This is a genomic window from Niveispirillum lacus (assembly GCF_002251795.1).
GTDB lineage: Bacteria > Pseudomonadota > Alphaproteobacteria > Azospirillales > Azospirillaceae > Niveispirillum > Niveispirillum lacus.
In genome coordinates this window covers 171,336-195,819 of sequence record NZ_NOXU01000030.1, presented here as the reverse complement: position 1 = coordinate 195,819, position 24,484 = coordinate 171,336, and the positions used below count along the sequence as shown (strand labels likewise).

Here is a 24,484-nt window from a genome sequence, read left to right as displayed (position 1 = left end):
CAAAAAGGCTAAGACAGGACACCCTTGACGAAATCAACGACACGCATTTGAACGATATCGTTCCACGTGGCGAAAACCATCAAGGTCAATACCAAAGCAAGACCGAACCGGAAACCATATTCCTGGACCCGTTCGCCAAGAGGCCGACCGCGAACGGCTTCCACTGCGTAATACAGCAAATGGCCCCCGTCCAGCATCGGAATAGGAAACAGGTTGATCAGACCCAGATTTATGGACAGCACGGCCACGAACCAGATCATGGTCACGAAGCCCATCTGGGCTACCTGACCTGACATTTGGGCGATGCGCAGCGGACCGCCCAGTTCAGCGGTACTGCGCATGCCGAGCACCATCTGCCAGACGGCATCAAGCGTCCCTTCCGTCAACCGGACCGTCTCCTTACCGGCTTCCCACAGGGCCGTCAGCGGTGTCTGGCGGCGGTACTCGTCATTACCACGCATCACCCCCATCCGGCCTATCGTGTGGATGTTGCCGAACCGGTCCTCCATCTGTTCCGCCCGTGGCGTGATACTCAGTTCCAGGCGCTTGGGCTCTGCGCCCTCCGCCTCGACCCGCTCCACCACCATCGACACGGTCCGGCCGGGATTCATAACGATGACGCCCAGCACGTCTTCGAAACGAGACGTTTCACGGCCATCCAGGGACAAGATTCGGTCGCCCGCCTTCATGCCGGCTTCAGCCGCTGCACCCTGAGGCAGGACTTCCCGGATCACGGGCGGAGTGTGAGGCTGACCATAGACCACGAACATGAAGGCCAGAGCCACGATGGCGAACAGAAAGTTCGCTGCCGGCCCCGCCACCACAATGGCCATGCGTTGTCCAACACGCTTGTGATGGAACGACACAGCACGGTCAGCCTCACTCATGCTCGACAGACCGGCGCCCGGCGTGGAGGCCGCCCCGGCATCACCGAACATTTTCACATAGCCGCCCAGCGGTATCAGGCTGAATCTCCAGCGGGTGCCCAGCCGGTCAGTGCGTCCGAAAATCTCGGGACCGAAGCCGATGGAAAACACCTCCACCCGCACGCCATTGCGGCGCGCCACCAGGAAATGTCCCATTTCGTGCACAAAGACCAGGATGGTCAGCACGACCAGGAACATTACCCCGTAATTCCAGATGAAGCCGAAGACTTCCATCAATGCGCCTCCTGGGGCCGCTCAGTTCGCGCGAGATAAAACCGCAATTTCGGCAAAGGCATGGCAACGTGCTTCCGCATCGGCCGCCTCCACATCTGCCAGCGTCGCCATAGGGCCATGCGACAGGGTATCCAGACACTTTTCAACGACGCGCGGAATATCCAGGAAACCCAGATTTCCGGCCAGAAAGGCGGCCACCGCCACCTCATTCGCCGCGTTGAGGATTGTAGGGGCCGCTCCCCCGCTTTGCAAGGCGCGGCGCGCCAAACGGAGGGCGGGGAAACGCTCTGGGTCAGGCGACTCGAAGGTCAGGCTGGCCGCCTTTACCAGATCCAGCCGATCGCCAGGCGTGGCCACCCGGTTGGGCCAGGCCAGCGCCACCGCAATGGGCGTGCGCATGTCGGGCGTGCCCAGTTGGGCAAGCACCGAGCCATCGACATATTCGACCAGTGAATGGATCACCGATTGCGGATGGACCAGCACGTCGATCCGGTTCTCCGGCACGGCGAACAGATGGTGGGCTTCAATCAGTTCCAGGCCCTTGTTCATCATGCTGGCGCTGTCGACACTGATCTTGGCACCCATGGACCAGTTGGGATGGGCACAGGCCTGGGCCGGGGTCACGTCCTGCATAGCCTCACGCGTCCAAGTGCGGAACGGGCCACCGGAGGCGGTGAGGATCAGGCGGGAGATGCCTTCACGGCGTGCTTCGTCAAACACCTGGAAAATGGCGCTGTGTTCGCTGTCCACAGGCAGCAGGGTGGCACCACAGCGACGTACCGCGGCCATCACCAGTTCACCGGCACAGACCAGCACTTCCTTGTTGGCGAGCGCTACGGTGGCGCCGCGCTGAACCGCAGCAAGCGTCGGGGCCAGTCCTGCCGCCCCGACAATGGCCGCCATCACCCAGTCAGCCTGCTCACGGCTCGCCGCCTCCACAACGGCTGCGGGGCCGGCGGCGAGCTCAATGCCGGTACCGCCCAGCGCCTGCTTCAGATCGGCATAGGCGCTGTCATCCGCGACCACCGCCAGGGCCGGGCGCAGCAGGCGGGCCTGTTCCGCCAGCTTGGCCACATTGCGGTTGGCCACCAGGGCTTCGGTGCGGAACCGGTCGGGGTAGGTCGCCAAAAGTTCGACGGTGTTGCTACCAACCGATCCGGTGCAGCCCAGCACGGTCACGCGGCGCATCGTCTCACATTTCACCAAAATCGCACCCATTCCCCGGCCGTCATCTCGAACAGTGCATAAAGCGGGGCTGCAAACAACAACCCGTCTATCCGATCCAGAATACCACCATGACCGGGAATGAGGGTGGAACTGTCCTTCACATCCACCCGGCGTTTCATGTAACTCTCGAACAGATCCCCTGCCTGCCCGGCCACGGCCAACACCGCACCGATGGCCGCATAAGCGGCAATCGCTGCCAGTGACACATCATGCGGCACATCGGTGGCCGCCGGTGGGACCAACCAGCCTGGCAACCAGTCCCCGCTCTGTGCCGCCCCGAACAGCCCCCCAAGGCAGGCCGATGCCGCCATGCCGCCGATCAGGCCGGCCCAGGTCTTCTTGGGGCTGATGCGCGGCGCCAGTTTCGGCCCGCCGATGCTCTTGCCCGCTGCATAGGCCCCAATATCGGTGGCCCAGATGGACAGCATCAGGAACAGGAACAGCGCCAAACCATAGGGACCGCTTTCCAGACGCAGCCACAGCATGGAGATAAAGGGGAGGCCAATATAAAATGGCATGAAGGCAAAATGGCCAGGACGATGCCGCCCCTGCCGCACCAGCCGGAAATACTCCCAACCAGACAAGACTGCGATTGCCAGAACCAGCATCTGGAAAGGCACGCCGCCCCACCAGACCGCGCCCAGCACAGGCGGAGCCAGGACAAGGGCGGAGATCACGCGTTGCGTGAAGTTGGAGCGGGGTTTTTTGGCAGGTACGCGCTGATCGTTCACGATTTCAACGACTTCCAACGGTGGCCCCGAACCGCCGGTCACGCCGGTGGTACTCCTGAATGGCCGCTTCCAGGTCGCGTCGGGTGAAATCCGGCCATAGCGTGTCCAGAAACACCATCTCCGCATAGGCTAGCTGCCACAACAGGAAATTGCTGATGCGCTTTTCACCGCTGGTACGGATCATCAGGTCAGGGTCAGGAATGGTGCCCCCTGTGCTCAACTCCCGGGCAAAGACGTCTGTCGTAATTGCATCCGGGTTCAACTCCCCGCGCTCCACCGCCTGGGCCAACTTGCGCGCGGCATCCACCAGTTCCTGACGGCCACCATAGGACAGCGCCAGCACCAAGGTCATGTCGGTGTTTTCGGCTGTCAGCGTTTCAGCATTGGCAATCAGTGCCTGGATGTCTGCGGACAGTCGGGACCGGTCCCCGATCACCCGCAGTTGGATGCCATTCTTATGCAGCTTGGCAATTTCACCCCGCAGATAGAAACGCAGGAGCTGCATAAGCGTGAAGACTTCGTCCTCAGGTCGGCTCCAGTTCTCCGTGGAGAAGCTGTAGAGGGTGAGGTAACGCACGCCCAGTTCGCGCGCGCCCTCGATTGCGTGGCGGACGGCATCCACGCCCTTCTTATGCCCTGCCGTGCGGGGCAGGCCCCGTGCCGTCGCCCAGCGCCCATTGCCATCCATGATGATGGCAATGTGCGAGGGCGGCGGCAGACAGGCGGATGTGGCGGGGCCCGGCATGGCAGCAGGTCCTTAACCCTTGGGTACCGGGAAACGATCAGACCTGCAGGATTTCCTTTTCCTTGGCCACAAGCGCCTCGTCCACCTTTTTGATGTGGGCGTCAGTGGCGGCCTGAACCTTGTCAGCCCATGTCTTCTGCTCGTCCTCGGACAGGTCGCCGTCTTTCTGCAGCTTCTTCAAGCTGTCCATGCCGTCGCGGCGCACATTGCGGACAGCGACACGGGTTTGTTCAGCGTATTTGGCAGCGACCTTGGAAAGTTCCTTACGGCGCTCGGAATTCAGTTCTGGAATCGGCACGCGGATGGTCGAGCCCTCGGTCTGCGGGTTCAAGCCCAAACCAGCGTCACGGATTGCCTTCTCCACGGCCTTGACTGTAGACCGGTCAAACACCTGGACCGAGATCAGCCGCGGCTCCGGCACGGAGATGTTGGCGACCTGGTTCAGCGGCACTGTCGTGCCATAGGCCTCGACCGTCACTGGTTCCAGCAGGTTGGCCGACGCGCGGCCCGTGCGCAGGCCGGCAAATTCCTTGCGGAGCACCTCAAGAGCACCGGCCATGCGATGCTCGATGTCCTTGATCAGAGCGGAAGCAGCCACCTTATGCCTCTTCGGTTATGATGGTGAATTTACCCTGCCCCGCCATCACCTCGGCGAAACCACCGTCCTTCTGGATGGAGAAGACAAGGATGGGAATCTTGTTCTCGCGGGCAAGCGAAATCGCTGAAGCGTCCATGACCTGCAGATCGCGGGACAGCACGTCCAGATAGGTCAGGCGGTCATAGCGGATGGCATCCTTCACCTTCTTCGGATCGGCGCTGTAGACGCCATCCACCTTGGTGGCCTTCAACATCGCATCGCAGCCCATTTCCGAAGCGCGCAATGCCGCAGCCGTGTCAGTGGTGAAGAAGGGATTGCCAGTGCCGGCGGCGAAGATCACCACCCGGCCTTTTTCCATGTGGCGCTCAGCCTTGCGACGGATATAAGGCTCGCAAACGCTGTCCATCGGGATGGCCGACTGCACGCGGGTTTCCACACCGGCCTTTTCCAGGGCGTTCTGCACGGCCAACGCGTTCATAACGGTGGCCAGCATCCCCATATAGTCGGCGGTCGCGCGTTCCATGCCGGACGCAGCGCCAGAAATACCACGGAAGATGTTGCCGCCGCCGATAACGGCGCAGACCTCGATCCCCATATCGATCACGGACTTGATCTCTGTCGCCATGCGGCTGACGACATTGGGATCAATCCCGTATTCCCTCTCCCCCATAAGGGCTTCGCCTGAAAGTTTCAGAAGAACGCGCTTGTAACGGGCCTCGGGCACGGGTTTGTCCTTTCGGTTGGAAATCCGGTCTTCAACAGATCATGTCGGGGCCGGCGAACCGGCCCCGACAGATTAACGCTCCAGAGCCGGCTCAGGTCCGGCCCCGGAACCGCATCAGCCGGCCATCGCGGCCACTTCAGCGGCGAAGTCGGACTGTTCCTTCTCGATGCCTTCGCCCAACTGGAAGCGGACGAAACCAGTCAGGGCAACCGGGGCGCCAACCGTCTTAGCGGCATTTTCCACGACCTTGCGGATCTTGGTTTCGCCGTCGATGACGTAGAGCTGTTCCAGCAGGACCACTTCTTCATAATACTTGCGGACGCGGCCTTCGACCATCTTCTCGATGATGTTCTCCGGCTTACCGCTCGCCCGGGCCTGCTCGACCAGAACAGCGCGCTCGCGCTCCAGGTTGGCGGTCGACACGTCGGCAATGTCCAGGGCCTCCGGACGGGCGGCAGCGACATGCATGGCGATCTGCTTGCCCAGTTCGGCCAGAGCGGCCTTGTCACCGGTCGACTCCAAAGCCACCAGCACGCCAATCTTGCCCAAGCCGGGGACCAGGGCACCATGAACATAAGACGCGACCACACCGTCGGTGACCGACAGCTTGGCGACGCGGCGCAGATTCATGTTTTCGCCGATGGTGGCGACCAGATTCGGCAGTTCATCGGCGACGGAGCGGCCGGTGCCCGGATAGGCAGCGGCCTTCAGGCTGTCCAGCGTCCCATCAGTGTCCAGCGCCAGCTTGGTGACGGTGGCAACAGCAGTCTGGAAGGCATCGTTACGGGCCACGAAGTCCGTCTCGGCATTCAGTTCGACGGCAGCGCCGACAGTGCCGTTGGCGGCCACGCCAACCAGGCCTTCGGCAGCGACGCGGCCAGCCTTCTTGGCAGCGGCGGCCAGGCCCTTCTTACGCAGCCAGTCAATGGCGGCTTCCAGGTCGCCGGCCGTTTCGGTCAGCGCCTTCTTGCAGTCCATCATGCCGGCGCCGGACTTCTCGCGCAGGTCCTTCACGAGGGCAGCGGTGATCTCGGCCATATTCGCCTCTCTAATCGTCTTGGGTCTGACGGGTATCTGGATAGCACAGGGACTAAGGCATTTTCGTGCCTAGCCCGGACAGCACAACGGCCGGACAGCATCCAATTCGGATGCGGCCCGGCCGTCGCACCTTAAACTCAGGCCTCGACGGCCTCTTCGGCGGGCAGAGCCTCAGCCGGGGCGACTTCCTGGGCGCCGACATCGATACCGGCGGCCGACATTTCAGCCTGCAGGCCGTCCAGGACGGCGCCGCTCAGCAATTCGCAATAGGTCTCGATGGCGCGCAGGGCGTCATCATTACCAGGAACCGGGAAGGTGATGCCATCGGGATCGCTGTTGCTGTCCAGGATGGCAACCACCGGGATACCCAGCTTGTTGGCTTCCTGAATGGCCAAGCTTTCCTTGTTGGTATCGATGATCACCAGCAGGTCGGGCAAGCCACCCATGTCACGGATACCACCCAACGCGCGCTCCAGCTTATCGCGGTCGCGCGTCATGTTCAGCAGCTCCTTCTTGGTGCGGCCAGAGCCTTCACCATGGGCGAGCGCCTCGTCCATTTCCTTCAGACGACGGATCGACTGAGAGATGGTCTTCCAGTTGGTCAGCATGCCGCCGAGCCAACGATGGTTGACATAGTACTGGCCACAGCGCTTGGCGGAAGCAGCCACCTGTTCCTGGGCGGCGCGCTTGGTGCCGACGAACAGAACGCGACCACCGCCAGCGACAACGTCACGCACGGCCTGCATGGCGCGGTGCAGCAGCGGAACGGTCTGCTCCAGATCGATGATATGCACGCCGTTGCGGGCACCGAAGATGTACGTGGACATCTTGGGATTCCAGCGACGGGTGTGGTGACCGAAGTGAACGCCAGCTTCGAGGAGCTGACGCATGGTAAAGGTCGGCATAGCCATGGAAAACTTCCTTTTCCGGTTTGGCCTCCGTGAGCAATGCCGGACGGGCACCATGCCCGCCTGACACCGGATCGATGGGCAGGCCCCTTTCAGACAACCAACGTCTGTGTAAAAGCCAGCACACCGCAAGCCCACGTGTGGGATTAACGACGGGCGGTGGAATAGCGCAGGCGGGCCTGCTTTGCAACCCCACCCGGAAGCGATTTGCGACCGCCCGCCCCGCCATCACCGCATGGCGGGGCTCCGCTCCGCATTAACCCGCTGTTTTGAGCGCCTTCAGTGCTGCCTGCGCTTCCTTATGTTTGGGCTCCAGAACCAAGGCACGCCTGTAGGCCTGTTCTGCGGTGCCCGTATCACCCATGGCCTGATAGATCATCCCCAGCCGCCAATGGGCAGCCGCACGGTAGTTCGTGCCACCTATCCAGGCCGGGCCCGATAGAAAACGCAAGAGCGCGTCGCGTCCGCTTTCCAGATGGCGCCCTGACGCGGCTGCGGCGCGCCCCCGCTGGTAAAGGGTGAACGGATCGGCTGGATCAATCTCCAGCGCCCTATCCAGGGCTGCAAACGCGGACTCTATGTCACCCAGCCGGCCCAGGCGGACAGCCGCCCCCGCCAGATCAGAGGCGTCGTCCAGTTTGGCCACCGCCTCCATCAGCCGTGCCCGTCCACCCGCCTCATCCTCATTGCTGAGAGCCTGATTCGCGCGCAGCAGCAGATAATGTCCTTCATTCACGGCCTGCATGGCGCTGATGGCTTCATCCGCCTTAGCCTTATCGCCTCCAACAATCGACGGCGCGACCAGGTGGTACTGCGCAATGCAGTTGAGAGCCGGAATGCTGCGGGGGTCACGCTGACGTTCACCCTCGCACAGGGTCAGCAACTCCCCTGCTGCCGCCTTCTTGGAGAACAGGGAGGCCGCATCGATGCGGCGTGTGGCCAGTACCATCCTGGCTTCAAGCACATCCCGATCGCCCGGCAACTCCGCCGCCAACCTGGCTCCCAACGATTGCCCTGCCTCGATATTGCCGTATCGCTGATAGACCCGCAGCAATTCGCGGGCGGCATTCAGGTCTCCCGGATTGGCAGCAAGCCGGTCCTTCAGCGGCGTGGCCGCGACCTCCTCCCGGTCATCGGGTTCGACCAGGGCGGCATAGTCACGCACCGCGGTCTGTGCGATCGCCGGGCCCGCCAACACAAGCAGCGACAGCATGGCGACATGAGCGATAAGACGCATGGGACCGTCCAGAATGCTTAAGGGTGCTTAACTATTTGGTCGCTCGCTGTGGCGGATTCATGGCGCCATGGTTCCAATTCCGTGAAGCCCGATAGCGCAGGTCCGCCATGCCTTGGCAACTGGCCCGGTCGTGGCTATGGTCCGCCGCGCGTGCCGCCTGTGCCCGCACCCCGATGGCTTCTGGCCCCGTGATGATGACCGCCCCTTCGCTGCCGACCAATGATGCTCCCGACCTGCTGACGGATTTTCTCCGTTCGCAATCCCCTGGTCGTGAGCCGGTGCCACCGCTGTGGTTGGATGGGAGCGGGCTGCCGGATGTACCCCGCCGTTTGCTGGTACATGACCATGGTATGACCGCCACCTTGGAAGCGTTCTGGGGAGAGCAGATGCGGCTGTCGGTATTACATACCGAAGAGAAGGGCAATCTGCTGCGCCGGCATGTTTTGCTGTCAGGTGCGGCAAGCGGAACACCAGCCGAATTGGGCTTGATCGAAATCCACCTGGATGCGCTGCCGCCGGGTGCGCTGTTCGCGGTGCGTCAGCGGCGTATCCCCTTTGGGGCGATCCTGTCAGCCTGTGGTGTGTCATTCAAAAGCCGACCAGCCGGGTTCCTGCGGCTGGTGGCCAATGACGATCTTGCCCGATTGCTGCGCGTCACGCCGGGGTCCGCCATCCATGGACGCGCTACAACCCTGTATGCCCAGACCGACGCCAGGGTTCTAGCCAATGCCGTCGAGTTACTGAGCGGCCATCAGCCGGCCTAACACCGGGGGACCGTTACCGCCGCAGCACGACAGCCGCGGACGCTACCCCAAAGCCCAAGGCGACGAACACCAACCCAAAGCACAGCCAAAGGGCAGTTTTTACCTCACCCAGTGAAGCGGTCACATAGGCCCGGTATTGTTCGATGATCGGATCGTTCGTGCGTGCCGCTGGGATTTCAGCGGCGAGTACGCGTTCCTGCTGCACCCGCCAGTTGGCGTCGATGCCTTCCCGCGCCTGCACAGATGTAACGACGGCAGCGACCCCATCGGCCAAGGCCGCATGCGTGTCACGGATGCGCCGGGCTGTGTCAGGATCGACGGGGTCCAGTTCAGTGCCCAGACGCTCCGCCAAGGCGCGGAACTCGGGCAGCCTGGTGACAAGGCGCTGGCCCGTCTTTCCCCGCGTCGGCTCATCAAAGATCAACAGCAGCACGTCGCGCTGTAACGCGCGGCTGGTAGAGCGCAGTTCGCTGGCCGCCGATAACACCGCCTGGGCATGGTCCAAGCCACGGAAAGCCGGGCGGACCAGCAGCAGCCCGACAGCGACCAAAACCAGCAGGACAGGTACCAGACCGGCCGCAACTGCCGGCAGTAACCGCCCCCGTGGCTGTTCCAAATCCCAATAGGCTTTGCTCATGAACCGATGCTCCCCAAAAGAAGAGCCCCGCTTCTACCCGATCCAGGCGCTGTCCGCAGCCGTGATGATGCGCCCTTCGTTCATTCCCCAGCCGATAAAATGGACCAGGGGGTTGACGCCGGCGACCGCGACATCCGGATTGCGATCCAAGTAAGCGGACGTATCGAAGGCCGCCGAGGGATCGCGCCCTTCCCGCCAGCCATTGATCAGATAATGGTCCAGCGCCGTCGTCGCCCTTTGTGCCACCGCCACCGCGACGTCGGGATTGCGAGCCAGATACCAGTCAGGATCAAACAGCACCGTGGTGGACCGCGCTTCGCCTTTGCCGAAGGCGTTGTAATGGGCAAGCCCGCTGGCAAAACCGCCGGCCGCAACCGCCGCCGCTACGTCCGGATTGGCTGCCAGATATCCAGCCTCGCTGAACCCCAGAACCAACCCCGCCGTCGGCGCCTCAGTCGCGGCGGGGGTTAGCAGCACAACACGGTCAGACAGATAAAGCAGTTCCATATCAATCAGCCGGTCGGTGACGGCCAAACCGGCTTCCATGGTCGTGACCTGGGTACTGCCATCAGGCAGCCGGGAGATGGTCACCTCAGCAAAGGCCAGTTTCATGCCTGCAGCATCGATGCCCGGGCCGCCTGTCAGCACATCCGCCCCGGCCCCGCCGAACAGCCGGTCGTCACCAGCACCAGCGGAAAGTGTGTCGGCGAAGCGGCTACCCAGCAGCAGGTCGTCACCCGCCGTTCCGGTGAGATTGCGTGCGGTGGCAAGGCGGACCTGCCCGGCAACAGCCTCAAAATCCGTCAGCACGTAAGTGCCGGCCAAACCGACGCCCATATCGAAACCGGCACTGTCATCCAGTCCGATCAGCAACTGCACACCGCCGGTGATCACCTGCACATGCACTTGTCCGGCGAGCAGGCCCGCGCCTGTACCGGGCGATACGGCACTGATCGGCAGCCACAGCCATTGTCCGCCGGTATTGCGATGAAACAGCAGCGCGTCTTCGGTATTAAAATCGGTGATCCGATCATAGCCGCCGGCGTCAGGGCCATAGAACCAGAACTGGTCGCGACCCTCGCCACCTGTCAGGCTGTCGACATTGGCGCCCCCGATGATTGTGTCATCACCCGGCCCGCCAGCGATCGTATCCGCACCCGTCAGACCATCCAGCTTCTCCGGCCGGTCACTGCCTGTAATCACATCGCTGAAGCGGGTTCCGGTCAGATGCACCTGTTCGATGCTGATGAGTGTATCGACCTCGCCACCGGTAATGCTGATCCGGTCGGTGCTGATCGTAAGGGTCAGGCCCGTATTGATGGCCAGAAGATGATCGAAGACGACCAAGTCATTACCGTCCCCCCCATCCAGAGTGTCATTTCCGGCGGCACCATTCAGGGTGTCGTCATCCATGGTCCCGGTCAGCCGTTCGGCACTGCTTGTGCCGGTGAGCGACCGGCCGGGAGCGGCCTGCGGACGAGGGGTGGTCATGATTAGAGCTCCTGCACTTCAACCACACCGGGGATGGATTTGAAGGCCCCTCGGCTGGCGGCATTGATGGCGACGGCACCGGGAAGACTGATCTCCACCTCCCGAAGGGCATCCAGTTCCACGGCCAGCGTTACCTTACCTCGGCCCGGCGGTAAACGGCCCAGGGTCGTCTTGATGGCGGCCACAGCATGCACATCATCCAGAAGAATACGCAAACCCGCGGCAGTCTTCGCAACTTCATCCTCAAGCGACTGCACGCCATGACAGGTCAGGCGCAACTCCTCGCCATTCTTTTGCGCATCGACGGACAAGAGCACCGCCCTGCCCGCCTCCAGCATCTCACGGCTCTGCGCCAGCGTTTCGGCGAACAGGGTCACTTCAAAGACACCAGAGGCATCTGATAGCGTTACGAAAGCAAAACGGTTCCCGCTTTTTGCCGTTCGTTCCTGTTTTGCAACAACAATCCCCGCCAGCTTGAACCGCGTGGATTTGGCGTCGCGCATCAGGCGCGGCAGTTCGCTGAACTTTACGACCTTCATGCGGGTCATGGCCGGGGCGAAACTGTCCAGCGGGTGGGCGGACAGGTAGAAGCCGATGGCTTCGAACTCATGCCGCAAGCGTTCCAGCGGGTCCCAGTCCGGCACCTTAGGCAGGTCGGGGGCCTTCATGGCTTCCGTGCCGCCAAACAGGCTGGCCATGCCGCTTTCCCGCTGCTGCGCCTCGGCCTGGGCGTATCGCACCACTGTTTCCAGACCCGCGAAAAGCTGCTGACGGTTGCGATTCAAACTGTCAAAAGCGCCGGCACAGACCAGTTTTTCCAGCATCCGCTTGTTCAGGGCCGAACTGTCAACACGGCGAGCAAAATCGAAAATGTCCTTAAACGGGCCGTTGGCGGCACGTTCGCGGACGACCATTTCCATAGCCTGTTGCCCGACACCCTTGACCGCGGCCAGGGCATAGCGCACAGCCCGGCTGCCATCGGCCAGCGTCTCCACGCGGAAGCGCGGTGCCGATGCGTTCACGTCTGGGGGCAGCAAACGGATGCCCAAGCGCACCAACTCCTGGCGGAACTGGTTTAGCTTGTCAGTGTTACCCATATCATAGGTCATGGTGGCCGCCATGAACTCGACCGGGTAGTTAGCCTTCATAAAAGCCGTCTGATAGGCGACCAAGGCGTAGGCGGCGGCGTGTGACTTGTTGAACCCGTACCCGGCAAACTTGTTGACCTGGTCGAAGATCAGACCGGACTGTTCCTCCTCCACCCCGCGCATTTCCCTGGCGCCGGCAATGAACTTGGCCCGCTCCTTCTCCATTTCCTCCTTGATCTTTTTGCCCATGGCGCGGCGCAGAAGGTCAGCACCGCCCAGCGAGTAACCGGCCAGAACCTGGGCGATCTGCATCACCTGTTCCTGATAGACCATGATACCGAAGGTTTCTTCCAGGATGGGCTGCAGCGCCGGGTGCATGTAATCGGGCGCCTCCTGCCCGAACTTCACTTTAATGTATTTGGGGATGTTATCCATGGGACCGGGACGGTAGAGCGACACCAGCGCGATGATGTCCTCTATCCGGTTCGGTTTCATGCGGCGCAGTACGTCGCGCATACCCGAACTTTCGAGCTGGAAAACACCCGCACTCTCCGCCCGGCCCAGAATGTCGTAGGACTTCTTGTCCTCCATATCCAGATCCAGCAGGTCCAGTTCAGGCCCCAGGTCGCGGACGTGATCCACGGCCGTTTTCAACACCGTCAGTGTCTTCAGGCCCAGGAAGTCAAACTTCACCAGCCCTGCCAGTTCAACATATTTCATGTTGAACTGCGTGACCGGCATGTCGGACCTAGGATCGCGGTACATTGGCACCAGTTGATCCAGCGGCCGGTCGCCAATGACCACGCCGGCTGCGTGTGTGGAAGCGTGGCGGTAAAGGCCTTCCAGACGCAGTGCAATGGTCAGCAGACGGGCGACATTCTCATCCCCGCGCTTCATTTCCTGCAATTGCGGCTCCCCATCGAGTGCCTGTTGCAGGGTGACGGGATTGGCGGGGTTATTGGGAATCAGCTTGCAGATACGGTCCACCTGACCATAGGGCATCTGCAATGTACGCCCCACATCGCGCACGACCGCACGGGCCTGCAGCTTACCAAAGGTGATGATCTGCCCGACCTTGTCGATGCCATATTTCTGCTGAACATATTTGATCACCTCTTCACGGCGATCCTGGCAGAAATCGATATCGAAGTCGGGCATCGATACACGTTCCGGATTCAGGAAGCGCTCGAACAGCAAGCCATAGCGGATAGGGTCCAGGTCGGTGATCAACAGCGACCAGGCCACAAGGGAACCGGCACCCGATCCACGGCCCGGCCCGACTGGAATGCCGTGGTCTTTAGCCCATTTGATGAAGTCCGACACGATAAGGAAGTAGCCGGGAAACTTCATCTTGATGATCGTATCCAACTCGAAGTCAAGGCGCTCCCGGTACTCCTTCTCGATCTTCTCTTTCTCATCCACCGCCATGCCGCTGCTGAAAACATACTTGTTCAGGCGGTAGGTCAGGCCATCATGGGCCTGCACGCGCAGCTCATCCGGCTCTGCTCGCCCGCCCTCCGTGGCGAAGGGTGGCAGGATAGGGTTCACCTTGCGCGGCATGTAGGCACAACGCTTGGCGATCACCACACTGTTATCCACCGCCTCGGGAAGGTCGGCAAACAGCTCCCGCATCTCCTGCGGTGACTTGAAATAATGATGGGGAGAGACGCGACGCCGTTCTTCCTGCATGACATAGGCGCCCTCTGCGATGCACAGCAGCACATCATGGGCCTCGTACATGTCGGGTGCGGCGTAGTAAGCGTCATTGGTTGCGACCAATGGAATATCATGGGCATAGGCAAGGTCGATCAGGTCGGGTTCGACCTTTTCTTCCGCCTGAGCCAGCGGCCCCTCTACATGGCGCATCAACTCAATATACAGTCGGCCCGGAAACAGGGTCTTGAGCCGTTCAAGAAGATCCAGCGCATGCGACTTTTGCCCATCCAGCAACAGGCGGTTCAGTCCCCCCCCAACTCCACCGGTCAGACAGATCAACCCTTCGGTTAATCCCTCCATCTTCTCCAAGGAGACCTGCGGCAACAAGCCCGTCTCGGTCTCCATGAAGGCAACCGACACAAGACGCATCAGGTTACGATAGCCCTGCTCGCTCTGCACCAGGAGAACCAACTGGTCAGCGCCCGGCCCCAGGACACGGCCACCGATCCTTTTTTGCGGCCCATAGGGCGTGACCCAGATCTGGCAGCCGATGATGGGTTGAATACCTTCATCCGATGCCGCCATGGCGAATTCCAGGCAGCCAAACAGATTACCGGTGTCGGTCACCGCTACCGCCGGATAGCCATGCTTAAGGCAGAGCTTCACCAGTTCTTTGGTCTTAATCGCCCCTTCGGCCAGCGAATAGGCGGAATGGACACGCAGATGAATGAAACCGGGATCGGCGGACATAGGGCGGGATGCCTGCGGCGACGGGATGGGTCTAGGGGACATTAACGCGGAAGACAGTCCAATTGCGACTCTGTCATCGGGTAGGGAGCCGTGCCGACCTCAAGCTCGTGGCATTGCTTTTGCTATTTCTGGGTTCAGCCGGGAAGCCGGCAGGGCATTTTGCATTCCGCATCGCGCCCTGCATGTAACCCAATGGACATTGCACGATGCGTTGTTTTTATGTCACAGTGCGAACGAATCGGGCAAAAATTGCCCAGTTGACACCGCCAAACTTCACGACTTGGATGCAAAGCACCTCGTAAAGGCGGGAAAACGCTAGTATTTTGTGGCCCAAACGCGTCCTCGCCTCACAGGAGATGATCCACGTGGAGTCGTTTCTGCAAACCTTGCGGAATCTCGGCACCCTGCGCCTGGCGGGGATCGGGGCCGCTGTGCTTATCACCATTGGTTCCCTTGTCTTCTTTGCGGGACAATGGTCGACACCGAACCTCGCGCTGCTTTATTCCGACCTTTCGCCGTCGGACGGTGGAGCCATCGTTCAGCAGCTCGAAGCGCAGCAGATCCCGTACAGGGCATCCCCGGACGGTACACGGATCGAAGTGCCGGCCGATCAGGTGGGCCGGCTGCGGATGACGCTGGCACAACAGGGCATCCCGACCGGCGGCAATGTCGGCAATGAGATTTTTAACCAGCCCGAAGGGTTGGGGACCACCGCCTTCATGCAGCAGATGCAACAGCTCCGCGCCAAGGAGGGCGAGCTTGTCCGCTCCATCCAGACCCTGCAACAGGTGCAGGCGGCCCGTGTGCATCTGGTGTTGCCAAAGCGCGAACTGTTCGCCCGTCAGGCGCAGACCGCAACAGCATCGGTCCTGCTGAAGCTAAAGCCCGGAAAACCATTATCTAAGGAACAGGTTGCGGCCATCCAGCAGTTGGTGTCCACCGCCGTTCCACAGATGGAGCCAGCCAACGTCTCCATTCTTGACGATAAAGGCAACCTGCTCTCCCGCGGTCTACGCCCCAATACGCCTGAAGCTATGGCTGCTAGCGCCGAGGAGCGGCGTCTAGCGCGCGAACGGGAGCTGACACAGACCATCGAGGAACTGTTGGGCCGGTCGGTGGGTATGGGACGGGTGCAAGCCCAGGTCTCGGTCGAAATGGATTTTGACCGCATCACCACCAACAGCGAGATCTATGACCCCGAAGGCCAGGTGGTGCGTGGCACGCAGTCGGTGACGGAAAACAGCGACAGCACCAACCGTGACGGTGTTGACCCTGTCACCGTCGCCAACAACCTGCCCAATGCCGACGCGGCTGATGCCGTTGCCGGCGCGAACAGGGAAACGCGCAACCGGTCGGAAGAAACCGTCAATTACGAGATTTCCAAGACGACGAAGGTCCATGAGCGGGAGACAGGGCAGGTTCGGCGTATGTCCGTGGCCGTGCTGGTGGATGGCACCTACACGACCGCCGAGGATGGGACCCGCACCTATAAGCCCCGCACGGAGGCAGAGCTGGCGCAGATGCAGCGCCTGGTTCAGGCTGCCGTGGGCTTTGACGCGTCACGCGGCGACAGTGTGGAAGTGGTCCCGATGGAGTTCGCGCGGCCGGATGACGAGCTGGCCGCGATGGAAGAGACCATTTTCGGCATGCCGAAAGCCGACGTGATCCGCATTGCGGAGACGCTGATCCTGGCCATTGTCGCCATCTTGGTGATCCTCCTGGTGATCAAGCCGCTGGTGACACGCGCACTGGACCGCTCGCCACAATTGGATGAAGAGCCCGACCTTCTGGCTGATGGCAGCGGAATGCCGCAGCTTGCCGGACCCGGCGGCGGCGCTCTGGCCCGAGAACTGGCCATGGAAGCCGCGCAGGCCAACGAAGAACTGGAACAGATGATCGACATCAACCGTGTCGATGGCCGCGTGCGCGCCTCCTCGCTGCGTAAAGTGGGCGAGATTGTCGAAAAGCATCCAGAAGAGGCTGTATCGATCATCCGCAACTGGCTCTATCAGGAAAATTGAGGCTTCTGAGGCATGGCCACCATCCAGAAGTTCTTGTTTGAGCAGGATTTTGAAGACGGGTTCGGGAACCCGGCGGGAAAGGCTGCCGGCTCCGCTCCGCCACCAGAACCAGAGCCGGAACTACCGCCGGCCCCCCCACCCCCACCACCGCCGCCTACCTTCAGCCTTGAGCAATTGCAGCAGCAGGTACGGCTGGCGAAGGAGCAGGCGCGTGCCGCCGCCCTGACCGAAGGTATCGCCCAGGGCAAAGAGCAAGCGGAAACACAGGACCAGCAGGAACTCGCCGCCGCCCTGCGGGCGGTGGAGAACAGTCTCAAGCAACTGGTCAACGTGCAAAATCAGCAAGCACAGCTTCGTCAGCAGAACACCTCCCGTATCGCATTGGCCATTTTCCGCAAGCTGTGGCCCGGACTGGTGGAACGACAGGGATTGACGGAGATGGAAGGTGTGATCGCCGCCTTCCTGGAGGAACTGGTAGAGGAACCAAAGCTGGTCTTCCGCGTCCATGAACGCTGGTTTGACGAATTGCGCGGCCGGATTGGCGATATGGCCCTGCGCCATGGGTTTGGTGGTCAGGTAACGGTGCTGGCCGACCCCAAGCTGGGGGAAATGGATGTGAAGGTCGATTGGGCCGCCGGCGGTGCCGAACGGGAGGTTGGGCGCCTGTGGGCCGACATCGAACGTTTGGCCGGCAACCTTCTGGCCGACTTCCCCGGTGGGCCGGAACAGCTTGGCGCTGCCAACCGGCGGGAGGTGGCGCTATGAACATGACGGGTGTCGCGATGACCGGGGATAGGGGCTGAGATGGCCGGCAAAGAGGATATGTCGCTCAGCGATTTCGAGAACAACCGTGGTGGCGGCGGGGGAGAGCTTGAAGCCCTTCCGGTCGTCAAGGACCTGGAGTCCGTTTATGACATCCCGGTTCAGATCTCGGCCGTGCTGGGCAAGACCAACATGCAGGTCAGCACCTTGATGCGCCTGAACAAGGGCGCTGTGGTTGAGCTGGATCGCAAGGTGGGCGAGGCTATTGATATCTATGTCAACAACCGTCTGGTGGCCCGCGGTGAAGTGGTTGTGGTGGAAGACCGGCTGGGTGTGACCATGACCGAAATCATCAAGACAGAGCGGGCGTAAGCCATGAGCGATCGCGCCACCAGCCGCAACCGCCCCCCTGCCCCGCCGCCGCCAGCGGCACCGGCAGCAGCAGCGGCCACACCCCCCGCCAAGGCCCCGCCTTTACCACGTATGCGGCGACGGCTGGATCTGGCCACCATCTTTGGGCTGTCATCGGGTCTGCTGCTGGTGTTGGGGGCCCTGGTCATGGGCGGCGGCGGGATTGGCTCATTCATCGATATCCCCTCGGTGCTGATCGTGTTGGGGGGGACCGCCGCAATCACCACCATTTCTTTCAGCGGTTCCGACATGCGCGCCGCCCTGAAGGCGTTGTCGGCTACGATGGTCGCCAATACACCGGACCCGCGCGCAGCGGCGCAGACGGCGCTGTCCCTGGCGGAATTTGCGCGGCGATCCGGTCCGTTGGCATTGCAGCCGCTGGCAACCAGCACCAGACCCTGGCCCGTACTGTCCAAAGCGGTGGAACTGATCGCCGATGGACTACCCGCCGATGATGCCGAACGCATTCTGCGGACAGAGATCGAGGCGAACCTGTCCCGGGCGCGTACCGCATCGGCGGTGATGCGGCGGGCGGCGGAGGTGGCACCGGCTATGGGTCTGATCGGCACACTGGTCGGGCTGGTACAGATGCTGGGCAATCTGTCAGACCCATCAACGGTCGGGCCTGCCATGGCCGTGGCCCTGATCACCACCTTTTATGGTGCCATCCTGGGTTCCATGGTGTTTTCGCCCATCGCCGCCAAAATCGATCGAAATGCCGAACGTGAGGCGCTGGTCGATGGTCTTTACCTGCTGGCTGCCGGTTCCGTGGCCCGGCAGGAGAATCCACGGCGACTGGAAGTGATGATCAATACGGTGCTGCCGCCCGAAATGCGGGTGTCAGCCTATGAACAATAAACCTGTTTTGAGCGACCGGACCGGTGAGTGAAAGGGTAGAACGATGCGTCTTCTGATCGTGGGAACACTCGAAGGCTATATCAGCGCCGCCGGCAAGATCGCCCTGCAAAAGGGGGCGAAGGTCGCGCATACGGACAGTATCGAAGGCGCGCTCAATGCGCTGCGCACCGGGCAGGGCGCCGATCTGGTGATGATCGATGTCAAGCTGGATGTGCGCATCCTGGTCGATGCCCTAAAGAATGAACGGTTCGCGGTACCGGTGGTCGCCTGTGGCGTGGGCACCGATGCCCAGGCTGCGGTGAAGGCCATCCGGGCCGGGGCCAAGGAATACATCCCGCTGCCGCCAGATGCCAACCTGATTGCCGCTGTTCTGGAGGCAGTGGCGGAAGAAAGCCATGCGATTGTTAGCCGCGACCCCGCGATGGCCGCCACCCTCTCGTTAGCCGATCAAATCGCACCGTCTGATGCCTCAGTCTTGATCACCGGTGAAAGCGGGACCGGTAAGGAATTGATGGCCCGGTACCTGCACCGGAAAAGCCGGCGATCCAATGCGCCGTTCGTGTCGGTCAACTGCGCCGCCATTCCAGAAAACCTGCTGGAAAGCGAGTTGTTCGGGCATGAAAAGGGGGCCTTCACCGGCGCCGTCGCCCGGCGCATCGGCAAGTTCGAAGAAGCCAATGGCGGCACCCTGCTGTTAGACGAAATCTCGGAGATGGACCTGCGTCTACAGGCCAAACTGCTGCGCGCTATCCAGGAGCGTGTGATCGATCGAGTGGGCGGCAATACGCCGGTCAAAGTCGATATCCGCATTCTGGCAACCAGCAACCGCGACATGCTGTCGGAAGCCAAAGCCGGTCGGTTCCGCGAAGATTTGTATTTCCGCTTGAATGTGGTGGCGTTGCAATTGCCGCCTCTGCGTGACCGCCCGCATGACATCGCCCTGCTGGCGCAGCACTTCGCCACCAAATATTCCGAAGCGAATGGGCTGCCGGAACGAACGGTGGGACCGGCGGCCATGGCTCTGCTGCAATCGCACCATTGGCGCGGTAATGTGCGCGAGTTGGAGAACACCATGCACCGCGCCGTCCTGCTGTCGCGCGGGACGGAGATCGGTACGGATGCCATCCTGCTGACCGGGGCGGAACCCGGCTATGTAGCAGCAGCGGTACCGGCACCACAGGCCCCCGCCTATCAGCCGCCACCGGCACCACAGCCGGTGATGCCAGCCGCAGCCCGCGCCGCCAGTTCCTATGGCAATGCGTCGATCTACTCGCCGCAGCCCTATGCGCCACAGCCCTATCCGCCGCCGCCCCCAGCACCGGTGATCCCTTTGGCTGATGCCGGCAGCAATTTCATGCCGGGCGGGTCGGCCACGCAGGCGCTGGTCGGTCGCACCGTCGCCGATGTCGAGCGCGATCTGATCATCGACACCCTTAAACATACGCTGGGCAATCGCACCCATGCCGCCAACATTCTGGGCATCTCAATCCGAACCCTGCGCAACAAACTGAAGGAGTACAGCGAGTTTGGGGTGGCTGTACCCCCGCCAGCTGGCGGTGTGGAGGATGACCGAGCGGTAGGATGACCGCCCAACTCTTTATCGAAACCATCGCTAAGACAGAGATCCAAGACCACCGCCCATGACCGACCAACCGCAGACAAATATTGGCTCCGCCCAGGATGCCCTGCGCCTTATCGGCCAGTCGCTAAAACGCGGCGAGGTGGGATTTGCGATTGCCATTCTGGCCATCGTGGTGGTTCTGATCATTCCGCTACCCACTTTCCTTCTGGATGTGGGGTTGACCATTTCTTTTGCCTTCTCCGTCCTGATCCTGATGACGGTGCTGTCGATCCAGAAGCCCCTGGAGTTCAGCAGTTTCCCGACCATCCTGCTGGTCAGTACCATGCTGCGTCTCGCCCTCAACCTAGCCTCGACCCGTCTGATCTTGGGGCATGGCCATGAGGGACCGGAGGCCGCCGGCCATGTCATCGCGACATTTGGCGAATTTATTATGGGCGGTAACTTCATCATCGGCGTGACGGTGTTCGGCATCCTGATGCTGGTGAATTTCAGCGTCATCACCAAGGGTTCTGGTCGTATCGCCGAAGTGGCGGCGCGCTTCACCCTGGATGCCATGCCGGGTAAGCAGATGGCCATCGACGCCGACCTCTCCGCCGGGCTGATTGATGAGGCCACGGCGCGATCCCGACGCAAAGAGCTGGAAGATGAAAGCCAGTTCTTCGGATCGATGGATGGTGCGTCGAAGTTCGTGCGCGGTGATGCTGTGGCAGGCCTCGTCATCACCTTCCTGAACATTGTTGTCGGCATGATCATCGGCATCGCCCAGAAGGACATGGAGTTCCTGGAGGCGGGCCAGACCTACACGCTGTTGACGGTCGGTGACGGTCTGGTGTCGCAGATCCCGGCCCTGCTGGTATCGCTGGCTGCCGGTCTCATGGTCTCGAAGTCGGGCTCCACCGGGTCCACCGACAAAGCCGTGTTTGGCCAGCTCACCTTCTATCCCACCGCTCTGGGCCTGACGGCCGCTGTGGTTATGGCCATCGGCCTGCTGCCTGGCATGCCGAAAATCCCGTTTAGCCTGCTGGCGCTTGGTTTGGCTGCCGCTGCTTATTACCTGCCCAAGACCAAAATGATGCGCGCCGCGCTGGAAGCGGAGCAGGAAACCCAAGCCGCAGCGGCGGCAGCCCCGGCCCCGGTGACCGACGAGCCCATTTCTACGGCTCTGGCCATCGATCTGGTCCGCCTTGAGCTGGGTTATGGCCTGCTCTCATTGATCAGTTCAGAGGCCGGGCACCGCCTCACCGATCAGATCAAGGGCCTGCGCCGGCAGTTGGCCGGTGAAATCGGCATCATCATGCCGGCGGTGCGCATCCAGGATAACCTCCAGCTACCCCCGAACACCTATCTGATCCGCATCAAGGAGATCGAGGCCGGCCGGGGCGATGTGCGGCCCAACATGCTCTTGTGCATGGACCCCCGTGGTGATCGTATCGGACTGCCAGGGGAAGCCACAACTGAGCCGACCTTCGGCCTGCCCGCCATGTGGATCGATGGCGCCTATCGTGAGGAGGCCCTGTTCAAGGGCTACACCGTGGTCGATCCACCGACCGTGGTCACCACACACCTGACCGAAATCATCAAGGACAATATGGCCGACCTGCTCTCCTATGCGGAGACGCAGAAGCTGCTGGACGAGATGGGCAAGGAACACCAGAAGCTGGTGGGTGACGTAGTGCCGGCCCAGATCACCATCGGGGGCCTGCAGCGCGTGTTGCAAAACTTGCTGGGCGAGCGGGTATCGGTGCGCGACCTGCCCACGATCCTGGAGGGTGTTGCAGAGGCCACCGCTTACACCCGGAACATGACCCAGATCACCGAACATGTGCGTGCCCGGCTGGCCCGACAGATTTCCGACAGCAATACTAACGATCTGGGCTTCATTCCCCTGGTGACCCTGTCGCCGGAATGGGAACAGGCCTTCGCAGAGAGCATCGTCGGTGACGGGGACGAGCGGCAATTGTCCATGGCGCCGTCACGCCTGCAACAGTTCATCACCGCTGTTCGTCAATCGTTCGAGAAGTTCGCCATGCAGGGCGAAGCGCCGGTCATGCTGACCTCCCCCCTGATCCGCCCGTTCGTGCGCTCGATCATTGAGCGGTTCCGGCCAGCCACGGTGGTCATGTCGCAGAACGAGATCCATCCCAAGGCCAAGATCAAGACATTGGGGCAGATCTGATGGGACCAACGGGAGGATACCTCCACCGCCCTAGGGCTTTCGCTGGAAAGGCTGCTATAGTGGTGGATCGACGAATCAACAAGGGCTGGAGGGCCGGGAAGGCGGGGTCGGCATGCGTCTGAAATCGTTCCATGCGCCATCCATGCAGGAAGCCATGCGGCTTGTCCGCGAGGTGCTGGGCGACGACGCCATCATCGTGGCCACCCGCGAGGAGGAAGGCGTCGGTGTTCGCGTCACTGCCGCCATCGAAGAAGATGAGGGCATGCTGGCCACCCATTCGCCGGTCGCCGCCGCCAATCCCTTGCGTTTCCTGGAACCGGAAGGGCCAGAGCCCGTTGATGTCGTTGCCGATACACTTCTGCGCCACGGTGTGCCGGCGGAGTTGAACCAGCGATTGGTCGACAGTCTGGAAGATTTTGACACCCGCGATCCGCTGATGGCCATGGCCGCAGCGCTGGACGCGGTGTTCAGCTTTCAACCGCTGCCCGATGGCCGCGCTCCGCGACCCTTCATGCTGGTCGGTCCCCCCGGTGGTGGGAAAACTTTGACCGTCGCCAAGCTGTGTGCTCGCTGTGCCCTGCAGAAAAGACCGGTCGGGGTAATCTCAACCGACACGATCCGGGCCGGCGGCATCGAGCAGCTTCAGGCCTTCACCCGCGTGCTGAAACTGCGCCTGATCACGGTGGAGGACCCGACGGCCCTGTCGGATGCAGTGGAAGTGTCCCGCGGGATGGAGCAGGTGCTGGTCGACAGTGCCGGCCGCAACCCATACAACGCCCAGGATATGAAGGATTTGCGGGAGTTTGTGGCCGCCACCGACATCGAACCGGTGCTGGTAATGCCCGCTGGGCTTGATCCGGTTGAGGCAGTGGAAATCGCCAAGGCGTTCCGCGCTATCGGTGCCAAACGCCTTCTGGCCACCCGCATGGACATGGCCCGACGCTACGGAAGCCTGTTGGCCGCAGCACATGAGGCTGGCCTGGCTTTTGCAGATGTGAGTGCGACGACAAAAGTTGCCGATGGGCTGACTGCCCTGACGCCGACAATTTTAGCCAAGATGATGATGCCGGAACTGCAAGCCGAACAGCGGCGAGCCAAGCAAACGGGGACCCACGCATGAACGACCTGTCCGCGATGATGGCCGCCTCCGCCAATGTCACACCGCTGCGCCAGCGTAACATCCTGGCTGTCGCCAGCGGTAAAGGGGGGGTCGGCAAGACCTTTTTCTCGATCAGCCTGACGCATGCGCTGAGCAAGCTGGGCCGTAAGACCCTGCTGTTCGACGGCGATCTGGGCCTTGCCAACGTTGACATCCAGTTGGGCTTGATGCCCAAGCGTGACCTGGGCCAGGTGATCGACGGCATGGTAACGCTGGGCGGCGCTACCACCCGCTATAATGAAGGCGGGTTTGACATTATTGCCGGCCGTTCCGGGTCCGGCAGCTTGGCCAATCTGCCCCCGGCAAAATTGACCCAGTTACGCAATGACCTGACCGATCTTGCCCGGTCCTACGATAATATCGTCATCGACTTGGGCGCTGGCGTGGACCGCAATGTCCGCACCTTCACGGCACCTGCCGGCATTTCTTTGGTGGTGACGACGGATGAGCCGACCAGCATCACCGATGCTTACGCCTTCCTGAAGCTGTCCTACCAGGCCAACCCGATGGCCGATCTGCGCATCGTCGTGAACATGGCGCAGACGCGGGCCGAGGGGGACAAGACCTACGAAACGCTGCTGGCGGCCTGCCGCAAGTTCCTGGGCAAAAGCCCGCAACTGGCCGGCATCATCCGTCGCGACATGAAGGTACGGGAAAGCATCAAGACGCAGACGCCGCTGCTGGTCCGTTCTCCCACCTCCGATGCTGCACACGACATCATGGCGCTGGCGCAGAAGCTGACAGCCGGTTGACCGGGCGGG

Annotated in this window: 21 protein-coding genes; 9 read left to right on the top strand and 12 right to left on the bottom strand. The window is 61.7% G+C overall.

What is annotated here, in order from left to right; all coding sequences use genetic code 11:
- Positions 1-8 precede the first annotated feature (8 nt).
- The 9 genes from rseP to CHU95_RS13830 all read right to left on the bottom strand — a co-directional run bounded on the left by rseP (position 9) and on the right by CHU95_RS13830 (position 8,368).
- Positions 9-1,160: an RIP metalloprotease RseP gene (rseP, locus tag CHU95_RS13870; protein WP_094456928.1), complete on the bottom strand. Its 1,152-nt coding sequence runs from the start codon at positions 1,158-1,160 to the stop codon at positions 9-11.
- Between the two features lie 21 nt (positions 1,161-1,181).
- Positions 1,182-2,348 (bottom strand): 1-deoxy-D-xylulose-5-phosphate reductoisomerase, encoded by a 1,167-nt coding sequence (locus CHU95_RS13865; RefSeq protein WP_101749369.1) that lies wholly within the window; start codon positions 2,346-2,348, stop codon positions 1,182-1,184.
- Positions 2,349-2,359: 11 nt separating this feature from the next.
- Positions 2,360-3,160, bottom strand: a complete 801-nt coding sequence (locus CHU95_RS13860) for a phosphatidate cytidylyltransferase (protein WP_165772159.1) — start codon at positions 3,158-3,160, stop codon at positions 2,360-2,362.
- Entirely contained in the window at positions 3,123-3,863 is a 741-nt protein-coding gene (locus CHU95_RS13855) for an isoprenyl transferase (protein WP_094456926.1), read from the bottom strand. Before CHU95_RS13855 ends, CHU95_RS13860 begins: the two co-directional genes overlap by 38 nt.
- 37 nt (positions 3,864-3,900) lie before the next feature.
- Positions 3,901-4,422, bottom strand: coding sequence for a ribosome recycling factor (gene frr, locus CHU95_RS13850; RefSeq protein WP_094457241.1), 522 nt, complete (start codon positions 4,420-4,422; stop codon positions 3,901-3,903).
- 40 nt (positions 4,423-4,462) lie between these two features.
- Entirely contained in the window at positions 4,463-5,185 is a 723-nt protein-coding gene (gene pyrH / locus CHU95_RS13845) for a UMP kinase (protein WP_094456925.1), read from the bottom strand.
- Between the two features lie 114 nt (positions 5,186-5,299).
- Positions 5,300-6,223, bottom strand: coding sequence for a translation elongation factor Ts (tsf, locus tag CHU95_RS13840; protein ID WP_094456924.1), 924 nt, complete (start codon positions 6,221-6,223; stop codon positions 5,300-5,302).
- A gap of 137 nt (positions 6,224-6,360) precedes the next feature.
- Positions 6,361-7,134, bottom strand: a complete 774-nt coding sequence (rpsB, locus tag CHU95_RS13835) for a 30S ribosomal protein S2 (RefSeq protein ID WP_094456923.1) — start codon at positions 7,132-7,134, stop codon at positions 6,361-6,363.
- A 253-nt stretch (positions 7,135-7,387) separates the two neighbouring features.
- Positions 7,388-8,368, bottom strand: coding sequence for a tetratricopeptide repeat protein (locus CHU95_RS13830; protein WP_094456922.1), 981 nt, complete (start codon positions 8,366-8,368; stop codon positions 7,388-7,390).
- A 191-nt stretch (positions 8,369-8,559) separates the two neighbouring features.
- On the opposite strand from CHU95_RS13830, the gene CHU95_RS13825 reads away from it, so the two are divergent.
- Complete coding sequence (locus CHU95_RS13825) at positions 8,560-9,132, top strand: hypothetical protein (protein ID WP_133065529.1); 573 nt, start codon at positions 8,560-8,562, stop codon at positions 9,130-9,132.
- 13 nt (positions 9,133-9,145) lie between these two features.
- Here CHU95_RS13825 and CHU95_RS13820 read toward each other — a convergent pair whose 3' ends face one another.
- Genes CHU95_RS13820 through dnaE form a run of 3 tightly spaced genes read right to left on the bottom strand, consistent with a single transcriptional unit; the run spans position 9,146 to position 14,754 of the window.
- Entirely contained in the window at positions 9,146-9,769 is a 624-nt protein-coding gene (locus tag CHU95_RS13820; RefSeq protein WP_094456920.1) for a hypothetical protein, read from the bottom strand.
- Positions 9,770-9,802: 33 nt separating this feature from the next.
- The gene (locus CHU95_RS13815) at positions 9,803-11,260 is read right to left on the bottom strand and encodes a calcium-binding protein (protein ID WP_094456919.1); all 1,458 of its coding nucleotides are present in this window, start codon (positions 11,258-11,260) and stop codon (positions 9,803-9,805) included.
- Between the two features lie 2 nt (positions 11,261-11,262).
- Positions 11,263-14,754 (bottom strand): DNA polymerase III subunit alpha, encoded by a 3,492-nt coding sequence (gene dnaE / locus CHU95_RS13810; RefSeq protein WP_094456918.1) that lies wholly within the window; start codon positions 14,752-14,754, stop codon positions 11,263-11,265.
- A gap of 365 nt (positions 14,755-15,119) precedes the next feature.
- Here dnaE and fliF point away from each other — a divergent pair, with 365 nt between their 5' ends.
- From fliF to CHU95_RS13770, 8 genes are all read left to right on the top strand, one after another.
- Entirely contained in the window at positions 15,120-16,775 is a 1,656-nt protein-coding gene (gene fliF / locus CHU95_RS13805) for a flagellar basal-body MS-ring/collar protein FliF (protein WP_207762499.1), read from the top strand.
- A 12-nt stretch (positions 16,776-16,787) separates the two neighbouring features.
- Positions 16,788-17,540, top strand: coding sequence for a FliH/SctL family protein (locus CHU95_RS13800; RefSeq protein ID WP_094456917.1), 753 nt, complete (start codon positions 16,788-16,790; stop codon positions 17,538-17,540).
- Between the two features lie 39 nt (positions 17,541-17,579).
- Positions 17,580-17,909: a flagellar motor switch protein FliN gene (fliN, locus tag CHU95_RS13795; protein WP_094456916.1), complete on the top strand. Its 330-nt coding sequence runs from the start codon at positions 17,580-17,582 to the stop codon at positions 17,907-17,909.
- Between the two features lie 3 nt (positions 17,910-17,912).
- Positions 17,913-18,806 carry a motility protein A gene (locus CHU95_RS13790; protein ID WP_094456915.1) on the top strand — a complete coding sequence of 298 codons (894 nt, stop codon included), beginning with the start codon at positions 17,913-17,915 and terminating at the stop codon, positions 18,804-18,806.
- A gap of 43 nt (positions 18,807-18,849) precedes the next feature.
- The gene (locus CHU95_RS13785; RefSeq protein ID WP_094456914.1) at positions 18,850-20,391 is read left to right on the top strand and encodes a sigma-54-dependent transcriptional regulator; all 1,542 of its coding nucleotides are present in this window, start codon (positions 18,850-18,852) and stop codon (positions 20,389-20,391) included.
- Between the two features lie 55 nt (positions 20,392-20,446).
- Positions 20,447-22,564 (top strand): flagellar biosynthesis protein FlhA, encoded by a 2,118-nt coding sequence (gene flhA / locus CHU95_RS13780; protein ID WP_094456913.1) that lies wholly within the window; start codon positions 20,447-20,449, stop codon positions 22,562-22,564.
- A 112-nt stretch (positions 22,565-22,676) separates the two neighbouring features.
- The gene (locus CHU95_RS13775) at positions 22,677-23,684 is read left to right on the top strand and encodes a flagellar biosynthesis protein FlhF (RefSeq protein WP_094456912.1); all 1,008 of its coding nucleotides are present in this window, start codon (positions 22,677-22,679) and stop codon (positions 23,682-23,684) included.
- On the top strand, positions 23,681-24,475 hold the full coding sequence (locus CHU95_RS13770) for a MinD/ParA family protein (RefSeq protein ID WP_094456911.1): 795 nt from the start codon (positions 23,681-23,683) through the stop codon (positions 24,473-24,475). The genes CHU95_RS13775 and CHU95_RS13770 overlap by 4 nt, the downstream gene beginning before the upstream one ends.
- The last annotated feature ends 9 nt before the right edge of the window (positions 24,476-24,484 follow it).

Coding starts and splice junctions, on each gene's coding strand:
- rseP (WP_094456928.1), bottom strand. CDS start 1,160: ATGGAAGTCTTCGGCTTCATCTGGAATTACGGGGTAATGTTCCTGGTC.
- CHU95_RS13865 (WP_101749369.1), bottom strand. CDS start 2,348: ATGCGCCGCGTGACCGTGCTGGGCTGCACCGGATCGGTTGGTAGCAAC.
- CHU95_RS13855 (WP_094456926.1), bottom strand. CDS start 3,863: ATGCCGGGCCCCGCCACATCCGCCTGTCTGCCGCCGCCCTCGCACATT.
- frr (WP_094457241.1), bottom strand. CDS start 4,422: ATGGCCGGTGCTCTTGAGGTGCTCCGCAAGGAATTTGCCGGCCTGCGC.
- tsf (WP_094456924.1), bottom strand. CDS start 6,223: ATGGCCGAGATCACCGCTGCCCTCGTGAAGGACCTGCGCGAGAAGTCC.
- rpsB (WP_094456923.1), bottom strand. CDS start 7,134: ATGGCTATGCCGACCTTTACCATGCGTCAGCTCCTCGAAGCTGGCGTT.
- CHU95_RS13830 (WP_094456922.1), bottom strand. CDS start 8,368: ATGCGTCTTATCGCTCATGTCGCCATGCTGTCGCTGCTTGTGTTGGCG.
- CHU95_RS13825 (WP_133065529.1), top strand. CDS start 8,560: ATGATGACCGCCCCTTCGCTGCCGACCAATGATGCTCCCGACCTGCTG.
- CHU95_RS13820 (WP_094456920.1), bottom strand. CDS start 9,769: ATGAGCAAAGCCTATTGGGATTTGGAACAGCCACGGGGGCGGTTACTG.
- CHU95_RS13815 (WP_094456919.1), bottom strand. CDS start 11,260: ATGACCACCCCTCGTCCGCAGGCCGCTCCCGGCCGGTCGCTCACCGGC.
- dnaE (WP_094456918.1), bottom strand. CDS start 14,754: ATGTCCGCCGATCCCGGTTTCATTCATCTGCGTGTCCATTCCGCCTAT.
- CHU95_RS13800 (WP_094456917.1), top strand. CDS start 16,788: ATGGCCACCATCCAGAAGTTCTTGTTTGAGCAGGATTTTGAAGACGGG.
- fliN (WP_094456916.1), top strand. CDS start 17,580: ATGGCCGGCAAAGAGGATATGTCGCTCAGCGATTTCGAGAACAACCGT.
- CHU95_RS13790 (WP_094456915.1), top strand. CDS start 17,913: ATGAGCGATCGCGCCACCAGCCGCAACCGCCCCCCTGCCCCGCCGCCG.
- CHU95_RS13785 (WP_094456914.1), top strand. CDS start 18,850: ATGCGTCTTCTGATCGTGGGAACACTCGAAGGCTATATCAGCGCCGCC.
- flhA (WP_094456913.1), top strand. CDS start 20,447: ATGACCGACCAACCGCAGACAAATATTGGCTCCGCCCAGGATGCCCTG.
- CHU95_RS13775 (WP_094456912.1), top strand. CDS start 22,677: ATGCGTCTGAAATCGTTCCATGCGCCATCCATGCAGGAAGCCATGCGG.
- CHU95_RS13770 (WP_094456911.1), top strand. CDS start 23,681: ATGAACGACCTGTCCGCGATGATGGCCGCCTCCGCCAATGTCACACCG.